Raw genomic sequence first — 22,193 nt, 5'->3', positions numbered from 1 at the left:
ACGGGCCGCACTCCTGGAAGCGGCGGCGGATGCGTGTCAGGTCACCCCCGTAGCGCGGGGCAGAGGGCCGGCTGCGCGGGCGTCGCCGGCCAACACCCGGCGCACAGCGGAGAGTAGGCCGAACGCCCTCGGCTCACCCCCCAGGGCGACACCGCAAGCTCAAGCCGCCCGCTCGGACCGCAGGATCGGGTCGCCCGCTCGGACCGTGCACCCAGTCAGGCCGTCCGCTCGGACCGTGCACTCAGGAGGACGTCCGGGGCAGCGCCGGAACGAGGCTGTTCCACCGCGCCACCTCACAGCCGTTGGTCCGGCTGAACCGGGCGTCGACCTTCCGGCCCTGCCAGGTGCCGGTCACACGAGCCGTCGCCGGGCCGCCGTAGATCATCGTGCACGTGGCACCCGCCGCCACCGGCTTGAACGGGTCACGGCCCTGGGAGGTCGCCCGATCGAGCGCCGCGCACGCCCGGCTCGGAGCCGCGTGCCTGCCCCCCGGGGGGTGACAGCGGAGCGTGTACGACCCGTCGTGCGCCGCCCTCCCACTGTGGGCGACGGTGAAGGTGAGCTTGTCGCGGGGCCGGACAGCGGCTGCGGACCCACCGGCGGTGGCCGACGGGCCGGTGGCTGCCGACGGCTCGGCGGCCACCGCCTCCGGCGCCCCGAGGAGCGAGAGCAGGCCGGCCGCCGTGGAGGTGACCATGGTGAGGGTGAGGAGCGGGCGGACGCGGAAGGGTACGGGCGCGGTACGACGCGGCATGACTGACTCCAGAGGCTCGAGAGCACACCCCCGCCGGGACAGGCTGGACGGGGGCGGCCTTCGTGATGGGAGGGAGACGGGGGCGCCGCGAGTACGCCCCCTCTTCTTCAACGCCGCTCCGCCCTCACCGTTGCGCGGGCGGACCCGTCCGGGCGCAGCGCACACCCCGTACGGCCGCACCGGCGCCCACCGCGACCGCCCCCACCGACGCTGTCCTGCACCGGGCCACCTGCCCCGAGTCCCCGGGTATCCGGGGACCCGGCCCCGAGACCGACTTCGCCGAGGCCGACGCTCCAGGCCGACCCGGCCGATGGCGGCGCTGCCGGGCCGTCGCGCTAACGCTTTGCCCAGGGGTCCGCGGACCGAGTACGGTAGGGGCCGATTGGAGACAGCCCCCAGGGTTGTGCCATCATCAGCACACACTTTGCCGCCCTCCGGGCGTCCCGAGTGTGTCTGGAGGCTTCGCCTAGTCTGGTCTATGGCGCCGCACTGCTAATGCGGTTTGGGGTGACCCCCCATCCCGGGTTCAAATCCCGGAGCCTCCGCTCACGATCTCCGGATCCAGGATCATCCACGGATCTCAAGATCACCGAAGCCCCGGCCCGTCCGGGGCTTCTCTCGTTCCACCCCGTCCCCCTGATCCCGCTGCGCGGCACCCTTGTCCATGCCGTTTCCGCAGGTCACAGGGGGTGACCCAAACGGATTTCACCTCGGCGCGCAGGTCATGTAATGTTGTTCCCGCAACGCCGACCGGCAGAAAAACCGCCGAAGAGCAAGCGCTCGTAGCTTAACGGATAGAGCATCTGACTACGGATCAGAAGGTTGCAGGTTCGAATCCTGCCGAGCGCGCAGCAGCTGAGAGCCCCGCTCCGATCAATCGGAGCGGGGCTTTTTCGTGCCGTACGGCAGTGTTGACGGCAACCGCGTCAGTTTGCGGTGGCGGTGGCGGCACCCACTGACATCTGCGACGGCATCCGCGAGGCCTCAGAGCAGCGCTTTCTGTACACGAACAGGCGGTTTCGTGGCGCAGGCCGACATTCTGCGCGCCTGGAGGGCATGACCTCGTCAATCACCTCAGCGCCCCGGCAGCAACTGCGGGGTGGTGGCTCACGTGCGTGCCGGGGCCTGAGGACCCGCTGGTAGCAGAAAGGACGGAGTTTTATGAATCAGTGGATTCGCGGCACGGTCAGCGCCGAAGGTGACAAGATCGCGGGGCACAACTTCAAGGTCGTGAAGCCGAGCCAGACCACAGGCGCCTACACCTTGATCTTCCTCCGCGACTTCGAGGAGACCCCTTCGGTCGTGGCCACCATCAACGGCGATGGATGGAAGATCGTCGACAATGCGCATGTCGCGAAGGTCGACGCCGGACAGTGCGAGATCCATACCGGCGACTACTACGGGGCCCTGGCGGACCGGCCCTTCTCCTTCATCGCCGTAGGCTGACTACCTGCGATGGTTCCTGACGTCTCCCGTTGACCGGTACCCGGCGCGGTCGGCTCGGGGCGCGTACCCCGAGCCGTGCCGAGAGCAGCGGCTCAGAGCCCGCCGCACGAGAAGGGGCCGCCGGCAGCCTCCGCGCGCAACGACGCCGGCCGGTGCCGGGAGGTGCCGGGGAAGCGGGGCGGGGTGCTAGTCAGTACTCGGGAGGTGGCGTCGGAACCATGCGGTCAGGCCGGCGTCCACTGCGCGCGCCGGTGGCAGCTGGGGGGCGGGCTCGATGCCGGGCTCGTCGGCGAGCGGATGCGCCAATCCGGGGATCGACAGCAGTTCGGACCGTTCCCCCAGCGCGTCGACGAGGTGCAACGCGTCGGCGCGCAGCGCCGGGTGGTCCGACTCGCCGCTGACGACGAGCAGCGGCGCGCGATCGGCGATGGCGGGGGCCTTGGTGACGAAGTCGAGGGAGTCGGCCACCTTCTCGGAGTCGGCGTCGTAGGGGTAGTCGCCCGGGAACAGGTCCACGACCGACCGCATCCGGACGGCGGCGTTCACGACGGCGCCGGCGAAGACCGGAGTGCCGGTCTCGGCAAGGACCCGTAGCGCGACGGCCCCGCCCAGGGAGCCGCCGAGCACACCGATCGGGCCGTCACCGACCGGCAGCTGGGCACGCAGCGATGCCAGCGCGGCCGGGAACTCCTCGGTCGCCTGCTGGACGAACGGGGCCAGGAAGGACATCAGGGGGTCCCGCTGGAAGAGTTCCACGATCGCGTCCGTACGGCCGTCGACCATCCGAGCCCCGCACATCGGCATCCCGAGGTGCACCCGCCACGTGGGCAGACCGTTCATCGGCAGCGCGGCAGCGAACGCGGCGTCCGACCTCGGTGCGTCCAGCATGTGCCAGGTGACGATCAGCGGCGCGGCGCCGTTGTCGGCCGGGGGCAGCGCGGTGAACGGCACGCCGGCGGCTGTTCCCGTGATCGGTGAGTCCATACGGCCACCGTAGGTGTGCGGCCGTGCACCGAGCCTCGGTTATCGCCCCCAGCAGAACGTCCCGGCCCGGCTCGGCTCGCCTCGCCTCGCCTCGACCCCGCGGTCCCACCGGTCGGCCGTCGCCCCCCAGCTCCTGATGTGCCGTTGATCAGCGACCTGGAGAGCCGATGTTCTGGACAGGCTGACCGGTTCTGTTGACTGGTCCGTCCCGTCAGATGTAGGTCCAGCGCCAGGCGTTCGAGCTCTGCGCGCACTTGATCTTCCTGCCGCTCGCGGTGGAGGTGACGGCCCCGTGGTCGCTGTTTCGGCAGAACTGACCCGCCGAGTAGCAGTTCCCAGAACTGGAGACGATCGAGCACGTGCCGGTGCTGTCCCGGCTGCTGCTGTCGCTGCTGCTGCTGTTGCTGCCGCTTCCCATGTCGGCACCTTTGGCGGTGGCGGTCTTGGTGACGGTGACCGTGGGGCCGGGCTTCCTCGGGGACTTGGCCTTCTCGGTGACGGTCGGGCCGGGCTCGGGTGTGGCTGTGGTGGTCGCGGTGACGGTCGTCGCGGGCTTGGCTCTGCTGTCGACCGGCTGCTTGCCGTCGTCTCCGGTCGAGCCGATGGCCACGCCCGCGATGAAGAGGGCCGAGCCTCCGAGCCACACGAGTACACGCTTGCGGAGCGGGCGTGCGTCGGGTGGGCGGGGTGTCGGTGGTATGGGCCCGGTGTACGGATTGGTCATCTCGTCCCCCCAGGGTGTTTTGGGTGGAGTGACCGTAGTGCTCGGCAGAGTGAAGTGTGAGGGGGCGTGCAAGAGAAGTGACGTTTCTGTGACCGATGTGTGGTCGGCGCGTCGGCTCGGTCCGGACCGGTCCCCGGGCCTGGTCTCCGACGGGCGTCCCGCCGAGACCGCCTTGGTTCTCGGTTCCTTTCGCCGCCGTGTCAACGGTGACTGGAGCTTCGTCCCGGGAGGCAAGGGGTACCGGGGCGGCCTGGAGGAGCTGGTCCAGGACCACGGCATCGAAGTGGCCTGACCCGCCCGGGCGGTGACATGTGAGGACCACCGCCACCGTTCAGCAGAGGGGGCGGCTTTTTGGGGGGGTCGGCTCATCGGCTGAGTCTCAGGACGCGGGGTGGGGAGACATGGCCGTCGGGCAGGACGTGGGATTCCACCAGGGCGGTGAGGTCGGCCGGGAGGGAGCGGTCCGCGCCCTCGGTGGTGAGCCAGCGGGCCGCTGCAAGAGTGCCGTAGGTGGACCAACCGCACAGCATGACGACGCGAGCTGCGGGGTTGAAGGGGTTGGGGGCGCGGATCACCAGCCCGAGGTCCCGGGTGACGGCGCCGTCGGCCGCGTCACCCTCATAGGGAGTGCCGTCCCAGACGATCCTTCCGCTGCCGGTGCGGAACGGGAGGGAGTCCGCCATGGCTGTCAGCAGGCGGCCCGCGGTTTCGTTGGTCTTCGGACCGCCGAGGACGAGGAGGTAGCCCTCCAGGGCGGAGCCCGGCAGGTGAGCGGAGAGGTGGAGCTTTTCCAGGTCCAGGTCGCGATAGGCGAGGTGCAGGCTGGGCACGAGGAGGGAGAGCGCACGGACCTGGCCCAGTCCGGAGACGGGGCGCCGATAGCGGCCGGTGTCCACATGGTCGGTGTCGACGACTGTTGAGAGTTCGGCTGCCTTCTCGAAGCGCCAGATGCGGCGGGCAGGCAGGCGGCGGGCCAGCAGCCAGCGCGCAAGGCCCACCAGCCCGGTGAGCGCGGCGGCGACGAGCGCGCTCACCAGCTCCGATCCCACTGCCTCCAGCATGCTGTCCACCCTTGTTCCTTGCCCCTTGTCCCTTGCCCTGTGCCCTCTGCCTCTTTTGCCCCTTGCCCTTTGCGGTGGGTCCGGGCCCGTTCGTCGGCTGCCGTTCAGTCGTGGATGCCCAGGTCCTCGCGCATCAGTCGGCGCATGGCGGCCAGTTCGCGGTCGCCTTCGGTGGTGAGGGTGAGGCGTACCGAGTCGGGGGTCTCCCCGTCGCGGGCACGGCCGCGGTCGAGGCGTTTGACGGCGGCGTCGACTCCGGCGAGGACGCGGTTGACCGCGCGGGAGGCGTCCAGGATGTGTTCGGGAACGATCATCTGGGCCTCGGCGTAGCGGTCGCGGTAGTCGAGGCGGGCCTCTTCCAGGGCGGTGCGCTCGTGGTCGGTGTAGACGTCGTCGCGGAGCCGGTGCAGGGCGTCCTTGAGGAGGGTGCTGAACTGGCGTGAGGCGCGGTTCATGGCGGTGTAGGCGGCGCGGCGCTCCTCCAGGCGGCGCAGCCGGTCGGCCTCAGCCCGCTCCTCGACCCGTTGCCGCGCCGTGATGCGTTGGGTGAGTACGGGAGCGAACAGGGTGCCCAGGACGCCGACGACGGCCGTGATCATCGCTGCTATGACTGCGCTCACCCGTGGCAGCCTAGGTCTTTCCCACCCGTGGGCGCCCAGGTCTTTCTCAGCGGATTCACAGGTCTCGGCAAGCCTCCTCTCACCCGGGCGTTCGAGGGTGGGCGCATGAGCGGGAGCAGGAGCAGGAATGGGACGGGCGCGGCCTCGGTGCCGCGGGGTACGGGAAGTACGGGGCGCGTCTACGGGGCGCGCACGAGGGGTGAGCGCACCTCGCGCGGGTGCGTGCATCGTTCCGACCGGCGGCTGCGGCCCGAGGGGTTGCTCGTCGTCGGGGACCTGGTGCTGGACGAGGAGACCGGCGAGGTGTGGCGGGGCGGTGACCGGATACGGCTGACCGGCACCGAGTTCGAGCTGCTGCGCTTTTTGATGCGCAACCCGCGCAGAGTGCTCAGCAAGGCGCAGATCCTCGACCGGGTGTGGAACTACGACGTGGGGCGGCAGGCCAACCTGGTGGAGCTCTACATCTCGTATCTGCGGCGGAAGATCGATGTGGGCCGGGAGCGGATGATCCACACCCGGCGCGGGGCGGGTTATGTGTTCAAGCCCGGGGAGGGCGTGGGCGGCGTGGACAGAGCGGGGGACGGGTCGGATACGGATTAGCATCGAGGGGTAACGGTCTGTGAGGCACCTCGGCCGTTGCCACCCCGTTCCGTCTCTCCGACCGGCCTTCGGAGCCGGCCCCGAAGGAGCGCGTGCCATGAGTGACGGCAGCCGCACGAGTCGGATGCGCAGGACCAGCGTGTGGCTTGAGGAGAGGACCGGGACCCGTCGTAGAGCCGCCGGGAGCGGCCAGACCGAGGGGCTGGACCGGGAGAAGATCACGGCAGCTGCCGTACGGCTCCTGGACACCGAGGGGCTGGCGAAGTTCTCCATGCGCCGGCTGGCCGCCCATCTCGGGGTGACCGCGATGTCGGTGTACTGGTACGTCGATCGCAAGGACGATCTGTTGGAGCTGGCCCTTGACGCCGTCGAGGGCGAGTTGGAGGTGCCGGACGCGGATGCCGAGGACGTCGATTGGCGCGAGCAGTTGCGGCAGTCCGCTTACGCGCTGCGCGGACTGTTGCGCCGTCACCCGTGGGCGTCCGGCACGCTGGGCAGCTTCTTGAACGTCGGGCCGAGCGCGATGTCCTTCCAACTGGGGGTGCGCCGCGTACTGCTGCGCTCCGGGCTGCCCGAGCAGCAGGCGGACGGTGCGCTGGCGGCGCTGTTCTCGTTCGTGTACGGGCACGCCGCCGTGGAGGCGAGTTGGCATCGGCGCTGCAGTGAGGCGGGTGTCAGCTCGCAGGACTGTGTCGACGCGTTGCGCTCCACCGTCGGCGTGCGCCCGGAGTACGCGGAGTGCGGCGACGGCGGGGAGGGCGTACGCGCGGAGGCCGTACGCCCGGTCGAGCAGCGGGACTTCGGCGTCGCGCTGGACTGCGTCATCGCCGGGATCGAGGCCATGGCGCGGTACGGGCGCGGCGCGACCCCGTGGGACCGCGCCGCGCCCGTGATTCCGCCCCAGCCTCCGGCCCCCGAGGACCGCTGAGCGCTCCTGGGGACCGCTTGAGTGTTCCTAGGGCCCTGGGACCGCTGAAGTGCTCCTGGGGCCGCTGAGCCGCCGTCAGAACGGCAGCGACTCCCCTTGGACCGCCTGGATGTCCAGGTCCACCTTGAGTGTCGTACCGACGGCCGCGATCCCCGCAGCGACGACCTGGTTGTAGTTCATCGCGAAGTCCGAGCGCCGCAGTTCGGTCGTGGCGTGGAAGGAGGCGCGCAGCCCGCCCCACGGGTCGGGGCCGCTGCCCAGATAGGTGAGGTCCAGGTCGACCTCGCACACCACGCCGTGCATTCCGAGGTGACCGCGCACCGTCCACCGGTCGGGCCCTGCCACGTCGACACCGGTGCTCCGGTAGGTGATGTCGGGGTAGGACTCGATGTTGAGGAAGTCGCTGGAGCGCAGGTGCTGGTCGCGCATGGAGTTGCCGGTGCTGATGGACTCCGCCTTGATGACGGCCTCGACGGACGACTTCTCCGGGTCCTGGGCGATCTCGATGCGACCGCCGAAATCGGTGAACCGGCCGTGGACGCTGGTCATCCCCAGGTGCTGCGCGGTCGCGGCGATCGTGGAGTGCATCGGGTCGATGGTCCACGGCCCCGGCGGCGGCAGCTCCACCCCGCCCTGCCGGGCCAGCACCAGAGTGCCCAGGTCCGCGCGTCCGGAGGCGGTGACCATCGCCGTGGAGGCGGCCGGTGCGTAGCCGACGGCCGTGGCGATGACGGTGTACGCGCCCGGGGGCAGCGGCTCCCCGCCGCGCACGATGCCCTCGTCGTCGGCCTCGACGCGCCGCACCTGGGTGCCTGTCATATCGGTGACGGTCAGCACGGCGTGCTGCACCGCCCAGCCGTCCCGGGTGCGCACCCGCGCCCGCACGCCGTCCTGGCCGGTCCCGCCGCCGCCGGCCCCGCCGGCGCCTGCGACGCCGCCCGGGTCCGCTCCGCTTGCCCCGCCTGTCATCACTTTCCAGCTCCTTCTCACATACGACGGCCCCGGCCTCGTCCACGACGGGCCCCGGCGCCTCGGCGGCGGGCCGTCCCTTGCCCGCGCTCGCTCAATGCGTTTCCGGGCCGCCGGGGCCCTTCCCCGAACCGGACCCGACGGCGCGCGCTCCGCTCGACTCGCACGCCGTCAGGACCGGGGGGTCACTCGTCCGGGTGGTGCAACTCGATGTCGTACGCGTCCACTCCGGATCCGGTCACATGCAGCGCGTTCGCCTGGGGCGGGTAGCCGCTGGCTATGACCGAGTAGTCGCCGGCGTCCAGGTCGGTGAAGGCGTAGGCGCCGTCCTCACCGGTGGTGGACGTGGCGATGACGTTGCCCGCCGCGTCAACGAGTGTGACGCGCGCGTCCGGCAGCGGCCTGCCGTGTCCGCCTGCCCGTACGGTACCGGTCACCCGGGCGCCCGCCGCCAGGTCGACGTCGAGCCGGGTGGTGCCCTGGCCCTGCACCTCGACCGGGACCGCGGTGGGCCGGTAGCCGTTGGCGTTCACGGCCAGCGTGAAGCTGCCGGTGACCAGCTCGTCGAACCGGTACTCGCCCGCCTCGCCGGTGATGCCGGTGGCCACCACCTCGCCCCGGACGTCGGTGACGACGACCATCGCGCCGTGCACCGGGGCGCCGTCGGCGATCCCGCGCACCTGGCCCGCCAGGCCGCTGGTGCCGGAGAGCAGCAGATCGTGGCTGAGGGGTTCCTCGCCGACCACGACCGTGGACGCCTGCGGCTGGTGGCCGTCGGCCGCCGCGATCAGGACGTAGGAGCCGGGCCCCGGTGCGTCCAGCGTGTAGGAGCCGTCCGCGTGGGCGACGGAGCGGCCGAGCTGGCGCCCGCTGAGCGAGATCAGTGTGACGGCCGCGCGGGCGACGCCGATGCCGTCGGCGTTGCGGACGGTGCCGTACACCCCGTGGCCGCTCGTCGGTGTCGGGGCCGGGGACTGGGCTGTGGCCATGGCTGCGTACTCCCTGAGCTGCTGAGTGTCGCCCCCCGTGGTTGTTGCCCCCGGCATCGGGGCCTCGGCTGCCGAGACCGCCTCGGTTGCCGAGCCCACCTCGGTCGCCGGGTCCGCCCCGGTCGCCGTTGCCTTCGCGGTCGCCCCGCCGGTTGCGGCGGTCTCGCTCGCCTGGTTCGCGGCGGTGGTCCGCAGCGGCACCTCCCGGATGAACAGCACACACACCAGCGCCAGCAGGGCGACCGGCGCCGCGTACAGGTAGATGTCACCGATGCCGTGGCCGTAGGCGCTCTCCACGACGGTACGGACGGGCGCGGGCAGCTTGTCCAGGTCCGGCAGCGAGCTGCCGCCCCCACCCGTGGCGCTGCCGCCGGGCTTGATGCCGAGCTTGGTGAAGCCGTCCTCCATGTAGTGGGTGATCCGGTTGGAGAGCACGGCGCCGAGCGCCGAGACGCCGACCGCACCGCCCAGCGAGCGGAAGAAGTTGACGGTGGAGCTGGCTGCTCCCAGATCGTTGGCCGCCACCTGGTTCTGGGTGGCGAGCACCAGGTTCTGCATCATCATGCCGACGCCGAGGCCGAGCAGCGCCATGAAGATCGACATGTGCCAGTACTCGGTGTCGTACCGCAGCGTGCCCAGCAGGCCCATGCCCGCCGCCATCAGCACTCCGCCGGCGATCAGGAACTTCTTCCACTTGCCGGTACGGGTGATGATCTGGCCGGAGACGGTGGTGGAGACGAACAGCCCGGCGATCATCGGGATGGTCATCACCCCGGCCATCGTCGGCGACTTGCCGCGCGCCAGCTGGAAGTACTGGCTGAGGAAGACCGTCGCGCCGAACATCGCGATACCGACGAACAGAGAGGCGACCGAGGCCAGCGTGATCGTGCCGTTGCGGAACAGCCGCAGCGGGATGATCGGCTCCTTGGCCTTCGACTCGACGAGCACGAAGATCAGCCCGAGCACCACGGCTCCGCCGACCATCGTGTAGGTCTGCCAGGACACCCAGTCGTACTTGTCACCCGCGAAGGTGACCCACAGCAGCAGGGTGCAGGCCGCGGCGGCGATGAAGAACGCGCCGGCCCAGTCCACCTTGACGCCCGGCCGCTTGACGACGGGAAGGTGCAGTGTCTTCTGCAGGACGATCAGCGCGATGACGGCGAACGGGACGCCGACGTAGAAGCACCAGCGCCAGCCGAGCCAGCTGGTGTCGGTGATCACGCCGCCGAGCAGCGGGCCGCCGACGGTGGCGATGGCGAAGGTGGCGCCGAGGTAGCCGCTGTACCGGCCGCGCTCCCGCGGGGAGATCATCGCGGCCATGATGATCTGGGCCAGCGCCGACAGTCCGCCCATACCGATGCCCTGGGCGACACGGAAGGAGATGAGCATCCCCGGGTTCTGCGACAGACCGGCGCCCGCCGAGGCCAGTACGAAGACGACCAGGGCTATCTGCACCAGCAGCTTCTTGCTGGCGAGGTCGGCCAGCTTGCCCCACAGCGGGGTCGTCGCGGTCATCGCCAGCAGTGAGGCGGTGACGACCCAGGTGTAGGAGCTCTGGCTGCCGTTGAGATCGGAGATGATCTTGGGGAGCGCCGTGGAGACGATCGTCGACGACAGGATGGCGACGAACATACCGAGCAGCAGCCCGGAGAGCGCCTCCATGATCTGCCGGTGCGTCATCGGGGGCGTGCTCCCGGATGCCGCCGCGGCGGCGGGGTCCGCGCCCGGGGTCACCGTGGACCCGGCAGCCTGTGCCTGGCCCTGGGCCGTCCGGGCGCGGGCGGCACCGGAGTGGCCTGACGACGCGGCGTGTGCCGCGTGCCGGGCCCCGCCGCCGGTCCCCTGCGCGGCGTCATGGGACCCCCCAACCGGTGGCTGGGATCGGGTTGTTGCCATTCGGCGTCCTTCTAACTCAGTGGTGCGGTCGTTTTCGTCTCGTGGGGTAGCCCGCCGCGGGCGCGGCAGTCCCCGAAGCTCGTACGGAGCCGGCTGAGCAGCGTGTTGAGCTGGGCGACGTCCTCGTCGCTCCAGTCGTGCAGGTGGGCGGCGAGCACCTCGATCGTGTGTGTCGAGAGGTCCGCCAGGAACCGCTCGCCGCTCGGGCTGATCCGCAGCAGTCGGGATCGGCCGTCCTGCGGGTCAGGGCGCCGTTCGATCCAGCCGCGGTCGGCGACGTGGGTGACGTGTCGACTGGTGACCGACATGTCGATCGCCATCAGCTCGGCCAGTCGGCTGGTGCGCATCTCCCCGTGCTTGTCCAGGAGCATCAGTACGGCCGCCGAGGCGGGCGGACACTCCGCGGGTAGACCGCGCGCCATCTCTCGTTTGACGGCGCCGATGGCGCTGATCTGCCGGGCCAGCTCCTCGTACTGACTGCGTTCGGCCATCTGCACCCCATGAACTTGTTGCTTAGGGCAACCATAAGGATCGTTGGTTGCTGTAGGCAAATTGATTTCGGGCAAGCCAGGCAAACTCTGAGCAAAGAGTGAGGACCCGTGGGGGCGGCACGGGAACGTGTGTGAGCGAGCGCACAGCGCCCGCCGGGGCGCGGCTGTGCCATCCGGGGGACGGTTCGCTAGGGTCCTGGGACATGGCTCACAACCCGCAGGCGCCGCAGGGTCCGGACGGACAGGGACACCCCGACCCGGCAGGCAGCACCCAGATGTTCCGCGCCTTTGTCGACGAGGGCACCACCCGGCCCGGCAGCAGGCAGGCGCCCGCCCCGGCCTCGGCCGGACCGCGGATCGGCGTGATCGTCGGAGTCGTCGTCGTGCTCGTCGTCCTGGCCGGTGTCGCCTGGCTCGCCTTCTCCTGACGGCGACCGGGGCCCGACCTGCTCGGGCCCCGATCTGCCGCCCATGGGACCGACCGGCGCCCTTGAACGGTCCCGGAAGGGGGCCCTGACCTGGGACGGGTCCCGGTTACCTCCAGCCGGACAGCCGTACCTCACGGGTCTCGACGTGCATCCCCAGGGGCACCCGCCAGGCGTCCACGCACACCGTCCAGGTCTTCTCCTTCTTCTCCCCGGCCCTGATCGGTACGGGGAGCGCACGTGTGCTCTCGCGGGTGGCCCAGTCGACGCCCAGCGCGCCGATGATGTGCGTACCGAAGGTGACCTTGCCTCCGGTGACCGTACGGCCTCCGGAGTTGGTGAAGCGGACGGTCACCTTCTCGCACCACCGGTCCTCGGCCTTCGCCCGCTGCGGCTCGCTCGCCGTCAGTACGGCCGGGCCGCTCGGCGTGCTCGGGGAGTCGGGTGCGCCAGGGCCGGAGCCGCCGCCGTCGCCGGAGCCGGGCGGTGCACCGGTCGAGCCGGACGAGCCGTCCGGACCGGTCGAGTCCTTGGAGCCGCCTCCCGAGCCTCCCGGGTCGGCCGAACCCTCCGAGCCGTCCGAGCCCTCCGAGCCCGACGAAGCGGAACCGGACGCTCCCGTGGCGCCGCCGGTGCCGGCGCCGTCGCCCGCGTCCGCCGTGCCTCCCGTACGTCCCTCGCCGGCGCCTCCGCGCGCGCCCTTCGTGCTGCCGTCGGCCTCGCGGGCGGCGTCGCCGCCCTTCCCGTCGCCGTCACCGGGCAACGGCACCATCCGTACCTTGTCGTCCGGGCGTGCGGGACCGGCACCGTCGCCGCTCCGCCCCGACGGGTCCGCCGCGCCGACCGCCACATAGCCGTCGTCACCGCCTGAGCCGCAGCCCGCGGCCAGCGGTGCCCCGAGGCATACGAGAGCCGCCGAGGCGGCTAACCGGCTGCCTCGACGGCTTCGTGCGGTGCTCTCCTGGCTTCGCATGGCGACAGTGTCACTGACGCCTCGTCAGAAGTGAACCCTCTGTGGGCGAACCCGGGTGTCCCAGCCCTGGTCCATTCCGCTGTCCCTGGCCTTGTCCCTGACCGCACCCCTCTCCGTGTTCCGGTGGCTCCCCGAGCAGACGTCCCGCCCGGTGTGCCTCTCGCCGCTCGTCGCGGTCCCGCTGTCGGTCCGACTGTCGGTCCCGCAGTCGGTCCTGCTGTCGGTATCCCCCGCCGCACTCCGCCCCCGTCCCGGTCAGTCTTCCGCGATCAACCCCTCGCGCAACTGTGCGAGCGTGCGCGTCAGCAGTCGGGAGACGTGCATCTGGGAGATGCCGACCTCCTCGCCGATCTGCGACTGCGTCATGTTCGCGAAGAAGCGCAGCATGATGATCTGGCGCTCCCGCGGGGGGAGCTTGGCCAGCAGCGGTTTCAGGGACTCGCGGTACTCGACGCCCTCCAGCGCGCTGTCCTCGTAGCCGAGCCGGTCGGCGAGCGAGCCCTCGCCACCGTCCTCCTCCAGTGCCGGTGAGTCCAGCGAGGAGGCGGTGTAGGCGTTGCCGACGGCCAGCCCGTCGACCACGTCCTCCTCGGAGACGCCGAGGCAGCCCGCGAGTTCGGTGACGGTCGGGGAACGGTCCAGGGTCTGCGACAGCTCGTCGCTCGCCTTCGTCAGCGCCAGCCGCAGTTCCTGGAGGCGGCGCGGCACCCGCACCGACCACGAGGTGTCGCGGAAGAAGCGCTTGATCTCCCCGACCACGGTCGGCATCGCGAACGTCGGGAACTCCACACCGCGTTCGCAGTCGAACCGGTCGATCGCCTTGATCAGCCCGATGGTGCCGACCTGGACGATGTCCTCCATCGGCTCGTTCCTGCTGCGGAAGCGGGCCGCGGCGTAGCGGACGAGCGGCAGGTTCAGCTCGATGAGGGTGTCTCGTACATACATCCGCTCAGCCGTGTTGGCCGTCTCCGGCGACTCGGCCGCGGCCTTGTCGAGCGCGGCGAGCCGCAGGAAGAGGGAGCGGGAGAGCGTGCGGGTGTCGAGCGTGTCGCTGTCGGGCACCACCGCGGCCCCGGCGAGCTCCGCCGGCGCGGCGCCCGCGAGGTCTTCCGGCGCCACCTCGTCGAGCACCGGTGACAAGCTGCCTGGCTCAGTGGGCCCGGGAGGAGCCCCCGGGGTCGGGGACGTGTTCTCGGCGAGCACCTTGGAGCTGCCCAGTTCTACGGACATGCCACCCCCTTGAGGTCGCGGACGGTCGCTGCGGCGCCCTCGGCTCTGAGGGAAGCACCTCCCCCTCCATACCGGGCACGCCACTGCGGCAAACGCAGCTCTTGCAGAATGTCACAAGTAGGCAACGCGACGTAGCCTCATGTCGATAAAACTGCACAGTTGAGGGCGGTGATGCGGAAGTTGAGGTCGCTCGAACCGGTTACGCGTCGATTCGATTTGCGGCTCGCAGCCGGGCGAAGCTGCGCGAGAGCAGCCGCGACACATGCATCTGCGAGACGCCGAGCTCGGCGCTGATCTGGGACTGCGTCAGATTCCGGTAGTACCGCAGCAGCAGGATCCGCTGCTCGCGCTCGGGCAGTTGTACGAGCAGATGGCGGACGAGATCACGGTGTTCGACCCCGTCGAGCTCCGGGTCCTCGTAACCGAGCCGGTCCAGCAGCCCCGGCATCCCGTCCTCGCGTTCCTGCGCCGCCTCCAAGGAGGTGGCCCGGTAGGCCCGTCCGGCCTCGATGCAGGCCAGCACTTCCTCCTCGGAGATCTTCAGCCGCTCGGCGATCTCGGCGGTGGTCGGGGACCGCCCGTGCAACGTCGTCAGATCCTCGGTGGCGCCGCTGACCTGCACCCACATCTCGTGCAGTCGGCGCGGCACATGCACCGTGCGGACATTGTCGCGGAAGTAGCGGCGGATCTCACCGACGATCGTCGGCATCGCGAAGGTGGGGAACTGCACCCCGCGCTCGGCGTCGAACCGGTCGATCGCGTTGATCAGCCCGATGGTGCCGACCTGGACCACGTCCTCCATCGGCTCGTTCCTGCTGCGGAAGCGCGCCGCGACGTAGCGCACGAGCGGCAGATTGGCCTCGATGAGGGCGGCACGGATGCGCTCGTGTTCGGCGGAGCCGGGCTCGTGCCGGGCGAGCTGTTCGAAGAGGGACTGCGTCAGCGCCCGGGTCCGCGCGGCCCGTTCCCGCTGCGCCTCGGCGGGGGAGGAGGCTGGTTCGGCGTCGCCGGAGGGAGTCTGGGTGGGGGTACGGGTCCCGTCCACTCAGCCACCACCCCTTACGGTGCAGATCTGTCTGGTCGATCGCTTCGACTGCTGCGCTTGCTTTGCCTGCTTCGCCTGCTTCGCGGCGTGCTTCGGCTGCTGTGCCCGCTGGGCCCCGAGCCGCGCTGTGCAAGCGGGCACGATTCATCAGCCAAAAAGCGGTCATAGCATCACAAGACATGTGCACCGTGTGCAAGCACCGTATAACTCCGTGTTGCTTGCCAGTTGCGGCCGGGAGCACCCGCGCGCAGGGCACAGCGGTGCCCGGGCAGGAGCGGCGGAACAGGTGTTTCGGCGGGGCGGGGCGGGGGCCTCAGTTGACGAGCGAGGTCATGAATCGGCCGACGCCCTGCGCGGCACTGGAGATGCCCTCGAAACCTATCTGGACCAGATCTGCCGCGCGTTCGGGGGACGTGATGATCGTGTACAGCACGAAGACGACAAGCACATAGCCCGCGAGCTTCTTCGTCTGCGCCATCGCGCTGCCCCTCCCCCGGGCGTCGATCCCCGGGTGTCGATCCCCCGGGCGTTCGATCATCGACACCCTGTACACCTGTGCGGCGGTGTGAGTGTAGCGGGAACGGTGCGGGGCCAGCAGGCGAAAGAGACTCCTGGGCTCGCCACCGGATCTGCGGGGAGGCCTTCGGACGGCTCAAGGGGGTGCGGGGCCGGCGGGCTCAGGAGCTGGGCGAGGGCTGAGGGAAAGGCTGCGAGCAGGCTCAGGAGATACGCGGAGGGCTGAGGGGAGGGCCGCGAGCGGGCTCCCGAGAGTTACGGCGGGACGGACTCGGGGAGGGCCAGGGAGTCCAGGAGGGGGCCGGGGAGGTCCAGGAGGCGCCGGGAAGGTCCAGGAGGGGGCAGGGGGAAGGGCTCGGGCGGGGCTCAGGGGAGGAGGACGGTCTTGCCCCGGGCGCCGCCCGCCCGGTTGCGCGCCACCGCGCCGGGCGCCTGGTCGAGCGGGACCTCGGTCTCGATGGGGACTGTCAGCGGGCCGCTGTCGATCTCCTCGCCGAGCCGCTCCAGCAGCTCGGCGGAGGCCGCGATGTGGTAGTTGATGCCCTCGATGCCGCGCCCGTACAGCGCCTCCACCGACGCCGCGTCCAACGTCGAGACGGCCACCCCGCCGTCCCGTACCAGCGCGGCGTGCCGGGCGAACTCCTCCGGCGAGGCCGACCCGAGATCCACCAGCGCGTCCACGCCGCGCGGATACTCCTCCCGTACGGCGTCCGCCAGGTCCCGTTCCCGTACATCGACGGTCAGCGCCGCGCCGAAGGCCGCCATCCGGGGCTGGTCGTGCCCGTGCGTGGCGGCCACCACGCGCAGCCCGCGGGCGGCGGCGAGCTGGGTGAGGAACGTACCGACACCGCCGGCGGCGCCGATGATCAGCAGGCTCTCGTACGAGCGCAGCGCGGCCGAGTCCATGATCCCGAGCGCCGCCATCCCTGCCGTGGGAGCCCCCGCCGCGGCGGTCAGCGGGATGGAGGCGGGGGCGCGGGCGATGCTGCCCGCCTCGTTCACCACCACGTACTCCGCGTACGTCCCGCGGCCCACCGGCTCACTCACCACGTGCCCGAACACCTGCTCGCCCGAGGTGAACCGGTACGTCTCCGGACCGCCGCCCTCCACGACGCCCGCGAAGTCCACCCCCATCACCAGCGGGAAGTCGTACGGAACCAGGTCCTCCAGCATGCCCTCGGCGATCTTCCAGTCCAGCGGATTCAGGCCCGCGGCCACCACCCGCACCAGCACCTCGCCCTCGCCCGGCTCAGGCTGCCGCGCCTGCAGGACCTCGGGCCGCCCGTTCCTCTCCCGCACACCGACAGCACGCATGCACCCGCGCCTCCCTGCTCCCCCCTGGGACCAGCGGACGCTCTCAACGTACGACAGCCCGCGGCCATCCGCAGATCGCCCGCCCGCCCCCCGGCACCCGAACTGGACCGGGCACAGCCGAATGCAACCGAATACGGCCGAATACCGGGCGGCCGGAGAAACGCCGGGAGCAGGGTACGAAACGTCGGGAGCAGGGCCCGCATAAGCAGGCCCTGCCCGAGGCCAAACCTGTCCCGATGCGTAACCGAAGGATTAGCCATGGCGTCGCAAGGAGTACAAAAAACAGCGCGAACAATGCTAGTCTGCGAGCAACAGCACAATTGCTGCCGGTCCCCATGGCGCGGACCCCGCACCTCCGGCGCAAACGAAGAGCGGGGCCGCGGACGAGGATCGACGGTGGGCTCACTCCAGGCCGCGAGTGGGCCCATCAACTCGTACGGGAGCTACCACAACTGCTCCGTCCGGACGGCGTAGTACACCGCCTGGAAGAAGCCGGCGATTGCTCGCGCGAGATCTGCGAATCGCTGCAACGTCGTCCTCGCCGGCTCAGACTTGCAGCCCGCACCGGCCATTCTCCTCACCCCCTCTCAAATGGGAGGTTGAGATGACGATACAGCAACGCGCAAGCGCATCCCGGAGAAAAACGCGGTTATTGTTTCGCTATTGTTTTGCCTGACTTCGCTGCCTCTTTTCATCCAGCCGGTCGGCCGAACAGCGTGCTCGGACAGGGGCTTGGGACAGGTTCCGGTGCGGGTCCGGGCAGGCACGGTATTGCCGACAGGCCACAGGCCGACGGGCCACAGGAAATGCTTCCTCTTCGCGATTGCGTCGACCTCAGCTCCTGGGGGCACGGCTCGCCGGGGGAGCCTCCTGGTGCGCGGAAGCGGTCCGCTCGGGGCTCGCGGTCTGCTCAGGGCCCGGGGTCCGCTCGGGGCTCGTGGTCTGCTCGGCGGCTGCGGGGCGCTCCGGGGTCTCGGCACGCTGTGTTGGCGCACTTCGCGTGGTGGCCGACGCCTGCTTCGCGGTGTGTCGACGGGCCTTGGCCCGGTTGCCGCACACCCGCATCGAGCACCAGCGGCGACTGCGGTTCTTGGACACGTCCCAGAACACCCAGGCGCAGGAGTGTTCCGCACAGCGCTTGAGCCGGCCGGCCTCCCCGGCGAGGGTCAGTTCGCTCCAGGCGATTGCGAGGTGGGCGAGGGCCTTCCTGATCGGCGGCAAGTCGGGGGCGGGGGAGAGGACGCCGTCGCGCGAGTCCTGTCCTCCTCCGCCCCGGACCGAGATGAGCACGGGCAGCTCGCGCAACGCCTCGTCGGCTCTGGCGAGGAGCGCGGCGTCGGCGGTGTCGCCGACGTTGATCCCCAGTTCCTCCCGGATGCCGGTACGCAGCCGCAGGCAGAGGGTGTGGTCGTCGGGGTCGATCCGGCGGTCGCGGTCGAGCAGTCCGTGAGCGACGAGCCAGGCGGCCAGTCCGCTCGGCGTCTCCAGCTCGTCGGTGCCGAGCTCCACGTCGACGGTGTTGGCGAAGGCTTCGATCAGCTGGGCCGAAGCCGGCGCTTCGCGCATAGGGGCACCTCCTGTGAAGGGCGCCAGCCTACACCCAGCTAACCGGCTAACGGTTTTACCGGTAGAAGAATCGCCCCTCCTGTGCCAGACTCCCGTTCGACGTAACCGGCAAAGCGCAATAGAGGGTTAGGGGAGCCGATGAGTGACCAGGCGCTCGGAACGGTGGCACCGCCGACGACAGCGGGGCCCACGGCGGAGCCCGAACCTCCTGCGGAGCCTGTCGCGGCTTCCGCCGCGGACTCCGCCGCGGAGTCCGACGCGGAGTCCGCCGCAGAGGCTGACGCCGAACCGGTCGCGGCGTCGGCCGCGCGGTACGGCACACGGAACACCGCCGTCCTCCTGGTCTTCACCGCGATCACCAACCTCGCAGACGGCGTCACCAAGATCGCGCTACCGCTTCTCGCCACCCGGGCCTCCGGCTCCCCGGCCCAGGTCTCGGCGGTGTCGCTGACTCTGTCCCTGCCCTGGCTGCTGGCTGCCCTCCATGTCGGGGTCCTGGTCGACCGGGTGGACCGCCGCCGCCTGCTGTGGGCGGCGGACGGCCTGCGGCTACTGGCCCTTGGCGCGCTGATCCAGGCCGCGGCGACCGACAGCGTCGGCATCGCGGTGCTCTGTACCGTCGGCGCGGTACTGGGCGTCGCCGAAGTGGTCGCGCTGACCGCGGCCTCGGCACTGATCCCGGCCCTGACACCGCCGGAGGGCCGGGAGCGGGCGAACGCGTGGATCGCCGGTGCGGAAACGGTCTGCAACGAGTTCTGCGGCCCGTTCGTCGGAGGGCTCCTCCTTGCAGCCGGCGCCGGGGTCGCCCTGGGCGTGACCTGGGTGTCGTACCTGGCCGCCTCGTTCCTTCTGCTGCTGCTCGTCGGCCGCTTCCGTGCCGCACGGGACAGCGCGGAAACGGCCGCGCGAGGGAGCACACAAAGGCGCGGCGCTCCCGGCAACACACCCGAGGGCGGCCCCGACAGCGGCCCCGACAGCGGCCCCGACAGCGGCTCCGAGAGCGGTCCAGAGAGCGGTCCCGAGAGCGTCAACAAGCAGATCGTCGGAGGACTGCGCTATCTGTGGCGGCATGTGCTGCTGCGCACCATGGCCCTGATTCTGACCGTCCTGTGTGCCTGTTGGGGCGCCTGGCTGGCACTCATGCCGCTCTACGCCACCGACGTCATTGGGGTGAGTTCGGCGGAGTACGGAGCGATCCTGAGCGCCTTGGGCATCGGAGGGCTGGTCGGTGCTCTCGCCGTCTCCTGGGGCAACCGGCTCTTCGGCCGTCGCCGGGTGATGTTCGCCGACCTGATCGGTACCTTCGCGATGATGGCCGTACCGGCGCTGACCACCGACGTCCGGGCCATCGCTGCCGCTGCCTTCGTCGGCGGCATGGGCGGCACGCTGTGGACGGTCAACTCCCGCACCATCGGGCAGCACCTCGTGCCCGACAGCATGCTCGGCCGCTACAACGCCGTGAGCCGTCTCTTCAGCTGGGGCGCCATGCCCATCGGCGCCGGCGTCATGGGCCTGCTGGCCGAATGGCTGGGCATCCGTCTCGCGTTCGCGGCCTTCGCCGCGTCGGTTGCCCTCACGGTCCTGCCGTTCCTCCGAGTCCTGACGCGCTCGACGTTGGCGCAGGCTTTCGCCGAGAAGCGCGCGTAGGACCGCAGACCGGAGGCGGCCCCGGGCGCCGACCACCGAAGGGCCCCTACGGCGAAGGGCAGGCCGTACCCCGTGCGGGGCTTGATACTTCCGGCGCGACCGAGGCCCGGCGGCTTCGGCCCCGAGCCGTCACTCGACGGTGGTGGCGGTGTCACCGAGGGTTTCCAGCACCTGCCGGAGGCCCTCGGCCGTCTTCTCGACCAGGTCGCGGTCCACGCCGTCGAGCAGTTGCGCGTAGTTCGCCAGGTGGTCGGCGAAGGCGGCCCGGGTGACCTCGTGTCCGTACTCGGTGAGGCAGATCTTGACGCTGCGCCGGTCGTCACCTTCGCGCACCCGCTCGACCAGGCCCTTGGCCTCCATCTTGTCGATGCGGTTGGTGATGGCGCCGGAGGTCACCATGGATGCCTTGAGCAGGGACCCGGCGGTGAGGGTGTAGGGAGGCCCGGAGCGCTGGAGTGTGGTGAGTACGTCGAACTCGCCGTGCTCCACTCCGTGCGCGGCGGCCGTGGCCCTGGCGGTCTTGTCGATCACACGGGCCAGCCGCTGGACCCGCGCGAGGAGTTCTACCGGCCAGAGGTCCTCCTGGACCTCGGGGCGCTCCTTGACCCACTGGCTGATGATCGCGTCCACGACATCGCTCATCTCTTCCACTCCCCTCAACGTGTGTCTTCTCAACGTTAAAGCACTTGACGTTGAGAGAGTCGGTCTGGTGTTATCTCAACGTTGAGATTGTCAAGGTTGAACTACTTGGAGTCCCTCGATGGCCCAGCTCGCCCTTCACCCCGCTGCGCAGACACCTTCCGTCGCTGCCGTGCAGCCACCGCGCCAAGTTCCTGCCGCATGGCTGGCGTTGCTGGCCACTCCGGTTGCCGCGAGTGCGAACGGCCCGGTCCTGATCCTTTCGGACATGGCCGGTTCCCTCGGCATCCGTACGGCCTCGGCAACCTGGCTCGTCACGGTCTTCGCCTGGGCCCTGGCTGTCAGCACCCCGCTGATGGCGGGCCTGCTGCGTCGTCGTGGGCTGCACAGCGCACTCCGGCTGAGCGCGATCCTGGTCGCGGCCGGCACCGCGATCGTCGCCATGGCGCCCTGGCTGCCGCTGGCCATGGCAGGCCGGGCGGCCCAGGCGATGGGCGGCGCGGGCCTGATCACTGCGGCGATGAGCCTGGCGGTCTCGGTCCGCCGGATGGGGGTGATCACGGCGGGCTTCGGAACGCTGGGCGCGGCAGGGCCGCTGCTCGGCTCGGTGATCGCCGACCTCGTCTCCTGGCGGGCATCCCTCGCCGTCGGAGCGGTCGCGCTGTTCGCCCTTCCGGCGGTCATGCGTCGAGCCGTCCCACCCGCGCCGCAGCAGAGCACCCCCTTCGACGGCCGGGGTGCCGCCCTGCTGGCTGCGCTGGCAACGGCCCTGATCTTCGTCCCGCTCTACCCGCTCCCGGCGGTGACCGCCTCCATGGTGGTGACCGCGCTGCTGGCCCTGCACGTCCGATCCGAACCCACGGGCTTCGTCCCGTCCTCGCTGCTGCGCACCCGGACGTTCGTCCTCTCCGCCCTGCTCGCGTGCGTCCTCGCGACGTCGTACTTCACGTTGCTCTTCGCCGTTCCGCAACTGCTGGACGACCGCACCGGCTGGTCGGCCTCCACGATCGGCACCGGCCAGCTGGCCGCCCTCCTCGCGGGTTCGGCGCTCTCCATGGTGCTGGCCGCGGCCTCGGCCCGGATGAGCCGCCCGCGCGTACTGACGATTCTGCTCACGGCCGGAGCGCTGGCGCCGCTCACCGCCGTTCTGACGCCCTGGGCGCCGCTGCTCCTGCTGGTCGCGACGCTGGCCTCGTTCGCGGCGAGCGCGGGCCAGGCGACGCTCGCGGTAGTGGCCACCCAGGCCGCGCCGACCACCCAGCGCGCCACAGCGATCGGCCTCTTCACCCTCTGCTACCAGCTGGGCGGCGCCTTCGGCCCGGCGATAGCGGCCCTGATCACGCTGGGCGGTTGAACGCCCGGCCACGACCCGACCC

At 70.6% G+C, this 22,193-nt stretch carries 19 protein-coding genes, 2 tRNA genes and 3 pseudogenes; 9 read left to right on the top strand and 15 right to left on the bottom strand.

Annotated elements, in window-relative coordinates; all coding sequences use genetic code 11:
• Positions 1-241: 241 nt before the first annotated feature.
• Positions 242-754: an SSI family serine proteinase inhibitor gene (locus tag JW613_RS28705; protein ID WP_209213785.1), complete on the bottom strand. Its 513-nt coding sequence runs from the start codon at positions 752-754 to the stop codon at positions 242-244.
• Between the two features lie 455 nt (positions 755-1,209).
• Here JW613_RS28705 and JW613_RS28700 point away from each other — a divergent pair.
• From JW613_RS28700 to JW613_RS28690, 3 genes are all read left to right on the top strand, one after another.
• Positions 1,210-1,299: transfer RNA gene (locus JW613_RS28700), tRNA-Ser, on the top strand.
• A gap of 231 nt (positions 1,300-1,530) precedes the next feature.
• Positions 1,531-1,603 (top strand) — tRNA-Arg (locus JW613_RS28695).
• A gap of 312 nt (positions 1,604-1,915) precedes the next feature.
• On the top strand, positions 1,916-2,200 hold the full coding sequence (locus JW613_RS28690) for a hypothetical protein (protein ID WP_209213784.1): 285 nt from the start codon (positions 1,916-1,918) through the stop codon (positions 2,198-2,200).
• A 186-nt stretch (positions 2,201-2,386) separates the two neighbouring features.
• Here JW613_RS28690 and JW613_RS28685 read toward each other — a convergent pair whose 3' ends face one another.
• Together JW613_RS28685 and JW613_RS28680 are read right to left on the bottom strand one after the other, a co-directional pair.
• Positions 2,387-3,184, bottom strand: coding sequence for an alpha/beta hydrolase family protein (locus tag JW613_RS28685; RefSeq protein WP_209213783.1), 798 nt, complete (start codon positions 3,182-3,184; stop codon positions 2,387-2,389).
• 211 nt (positions 3,185-3,395) lie between these two features.
• Positions 3,396-3,908: a hypothetical protein gene (locus JW613_RS28680; RefSeq protein ID WP_209213782.1), complete on the bottom strand. Its 513-nt coding sequence runs from the start codon at positions 3,906-3,908 to the stop codon at positions 3,396-3,398.
• Between the two features lie 142 nt (positions 3,909-4,050).
• On the opposite strand from JW613_RS28680, the pseudogene JW613_RS28675 reads away from it, so the two are divergent.
• Positions 4,051-4,200: pseudogene (locus JW613_RS28675) on the top strand (TerD family protein); the annotation flags it as partial.
• Positions 4,201-4,273: 73 nt separating this feature from the next.
• Here the strand turns inward: JW613_RS28675 and JW613_RS28670 are convergent.
• Together JW613_RS28670 and JW613_RS28665 are read right to left on the bottom strand one after the other, a co-directional pair.
• Complete coding sequence (locus JW613_RS28670) at positions 4,274-4,978, bottom strand: hypothetical protein (protein WP_209213781.1); 705 nt, start codon at positions 4,976-4,978, stop codon at positions 4,274-4,276.
• 95 nt (positions 4,979-5,073) lie between these two features.
• Complete coding sequence (locus tag JW613_RS28665) at positions 5,074-5,589, bottom strand: hypothetical protein (protein ID WP_209213780.1); 516 nt, start codon at positions 5,587-5,589, stop codon at positions 5,074-5,076.
• A gap of 213 nt (positions 5,590-5,802) precedes the next feature.
• Here JW613_RS28665 and JW613_RS28660 point away from each other — a divergent pair.
• Both JW613_RS28660 and JW613_RS28655 read left to right on the top strand, forming a co-directional pair.
• A pseudogene (locus JW613_RS28660) lies at positions 5,803-6,189 on the top strand (winged helix-turn-helix domain-containing protein); the annotation flags it as partial.
• 97 nt (positions 6,190-6,286) lie between these two features.
• On the top strand, positions 6,287-7,117 hold the full coding sequence (locus JW613_RS28655; protein WP_209213779.1) for a TetR/AcrR family transcriptional regulator: 831 nt from the start codon (positions 6,287-6,289) through the stop codon (positions 7,115-7,117).
• 75 nt (positions 7,118-7,192) lie between these two features.
• Here JW613_RS28655 and JW613_RS28650 read toward each other — a convergent pair whose 3' ends face one another.
• The 3 genes from JW613_RS28650 to JW613_RS28640 form a co-directional block, all read right to left on the bottom strand.
• Entirely contained in the window at positions 7,193-8,086 is an 894-nt protein-coding gene (locus JW613_RS28650; protein ID WP_209213778.1) for a YceI family protein, read from the bottom strand.
• A gap of 185 nt (positions 8,087-8,271) precedes the next feature.
• Positions 8,272-10,755, bottom strand: a complete 2,484-nt coding sequence (locus JW613_RS28645; RefSeq protein ID WP_209213777.1) for an MFS transporter — start codon at positions 10,753-10,755, stop codon at positions 8,272-8,274.
• A 227-nt stretch (positions 10,756-10,982) separates the two neighbouring features.
• Positions 10,983-11,462: a MarR family winged helix-turn-helix transcriptional regulator gene (locus tag JW613_RS28640; RefSeq protein ID WP_209213776.1), complete on the bottom strand. Its 480-nt coding sequence runs from the start codon at positions 11,460-11,462 to the stop codon at positions 10,983-10,985.
• A gap of 203 nt (positions 11,463-11,665) precedes the next feature.
• Here JW613_RS28640 and JW613_RS28635 point away from each other — a divergent pair, with 203 nt between their 5' ends.
• Positions 11,666-11,890: a hypothetical protein gene (locus JW613_RS28635; RefSeq protein WP_180289687.1), complete on the top strand. Its 225-nt coding sequence runs from the start codon at positions 11,666-11,668 to the stop codon at positions 11,888-11,890.
• A gap of 106 nt (positions 11,891-11,996) precedes the next feature.
• Here JW613_RS28635 and JW613_RS28630 read toward each other — a convergent pair whose 3' ends face one another.
• From JW613_RS28630 to JW613_RS28605, 6 genes and pseudogenes are all read right to left on the bottom strand, one after another.
• Positions 11,997-12,860 carry a hypothetical protein gene (locus tag JW613_RS28630; RefSeq protein WP_209213775.1) on the bottom strand — a complete coding sequence of 288 codons (864 nt, stop codon included), beginning with the start codon at positions 12,858-12,860 and terminating at the stop codon, positions 11,997-11,999.
• Positions 12,861-13,115: 255 nt separating this feature from the next.
• Complete coding sequence (locus JW613_RS28625) at positions 13,116-14,090, bottom strand: RNA polymerase sigma factor SigF (RefSeq protein WP_209213774.1); 975 nt, start codon at positions 14,088-14,090, stop codon at positions 13,116-13,118.
• Between the two features lie 199 nt (positions 14,091-14,289).
• Entirely contained in the window at positions 14,290-15,135 is an 846-nt protein-coding gene (locus tag JW613_RS28620) for an RNA polymerase sigma factor SigF (RefSeq protein ID WP_099882573.1), read from the bottom strand.
• Between the two features lie 313 nt (positions 15,136-15,448).
• Positions 15,449-15,613 carry a hypothetical protein gene (locus tag JW613_RS28615; protein WP_180289686.1) on the bottom strand — a complete coding sequence of 55 codons (165 nt, stop codon included), beginning with the start codon at positions 15,611-15,613 and terminating at the stop codon, positions 15,449-15,451.
• 404 nt (positions 15,614-16,017) lie between these two features.
• Positions 16,018-16,965 (bottom strand): NADP-dependent oxidoreductase, encoded by a 948-nt coding sequence (locus JW613_RS28610; RefSeq protein ID WP_209213773.1) that lies wholly within the window; start codon positions 16,963-16,965, stop codon positions 16,018-16,020.
• 1,014 nt (positions 16,966-17,979) lie between these two features.
• Positions 17,980-18,531 (bottom strand): annotated as a pseudogene (locus tag JW613_RS28605) (CGNR zinc finger domain-containing protein); the annotation flags it as partial.
• A gap of 138 nt (positions 18,532-18,669) precedes the next feature.
• On the opposite strand from JW613_RS28605, the gene JW613_RS28600 reads away from it, so the two are divergent.
• Positions 18,670-20,178, top strand: coding sequence for an MFS transporter (locus JW613_RS28600; RefSeq protein ID WP_209213771.1), 1,509 nt, complete (start codon positions 18,670-18,672; stop codon positions 20,176-20,178).
• A 129-nt stretch (positions 20,179-20,307) separates the two neighbouring features.
• On the opposite strand, the gene JW613_RS28595 is transcribed toward JW613_RS28600, so the two are convergent.
• Positions 20,308-20,820, bottom strand: coding sequence for a MarR family winged helix-turn-helix transcriptional regulator (locus tag JW613_RS28595; protein WP_209213770.1), 513 nt, complete (start codon positions 20,818-20,820; stop codon positions 20,308-20,310).
• Positions 20,821-20,938: 118 nt separating this feature from the next.
• On the opposite strand from JW613_RS28595, the gene JW613_RS28590 reads away from it, so the two are divergent.
• Positions 20,939-22,171, top strand: a complete 1,233-nt coding sequence (locus tag JW613_RS28590; RefSeq protein WP_209213769.1) for an MFS transporter — start codon at positions 20,939-20,941, stop codon at positions 22,169-22,171.
• The last annotated feature ends 22 nt before the right edge of the window (positions 22,172-22,193 follow it).

This window comes from Streptomyces smyrnaeus (assembly GCF_017676345.1).
Lineage (GTDB): Bacteria > Actinomycetota > Actinomycetes > Streptomycetales > Streptomycetaceae > Streptomyces > Streptomyces smyrnaeus.
Note: the sequence above shows the minus strand (reverse complement) of the source record. Positions and strands in the feature narration are given on the sequence as shown.